This window comes from Mesorhizobium sp. CNPSo 4670 (assembly GCF_057784235.1).
This window is the reverse complement of record NZ_JBWJFQ010000082.1, coordinates 1-619: the sequence shown is the minus strand read 5'-3', so window position 1 is coordinate 619 and position 619 is coordinate 1. Positions and strand designations below refer to the sequence as shown.

Below are 619 nucleotides of genomic sequence, written 5' to 3'. Positions count from 1 at the left end.
CCGTTGCTCCGGTATCGCCAGTTGCTCCGGTTGAACCCGTGGCGCCCGTATCGCCGGTCGCGCCTGTGGCTCCGGTTGCACCGGTCGAGCCAGTCGCTCCCGTATCGCCAGTGGCGCCTGTCGAACCCGTGGCGCCCGTGTCGCCGGTCGCGCCAGTGGAACCCGTGGCACCGGTAGAGCCGGTCGAACCTGTGGCTCCAGTATCGCCAGTGGCGCCGGTCGAACCCGTGGCGCCCGTATCGCCGGTCGCGCCTGTGGCTCCGGTTGCTCCGGTCGAGCCAGTGGCTCCCGTATCGCCAGTGGCGCCGGTCGAACCCGTCGCGCCGGTATCGCCGGTCGCACCTGTGGCTCCGGTCGAACCTGTGGCTCCCGTGTCGCCGGTCGCACCTGTGGCGCCCGTTGCTCCGGTATCGCCGGTCGCGCCTGTCGGACCCGTGGCGCCCGTATCACCGGTCGCGCCTGTGGCTCCGGTTGCTCCAGTTGAACCTGTGGCTCCCGTATCGCCAGTGGCGCCGGTCGAACCCGTGGCGCCCGTATCACCGGTCGCGCCTGTGGCTCCAGTTGCCCCAGTCGAACCTGTGGCACCGGTAGAGCCCGTGGCTCCGGTATCGCCGGTTGC

The 619-nt window shown here is 71.1% G+C and carries 1 protein-coding gene; it reads right to left on the bottom strand.

Annotated elements, in window-relative coordinates; all coding sequences use genetic code 11:
- Window positions 1-619: hypothetical protein (locus tag AC0ZT5_RS35190; RefSeq protein ID WP_488500171.1), on the bottom strand; the 619-nt coding region annotated here is incomplete at both ends.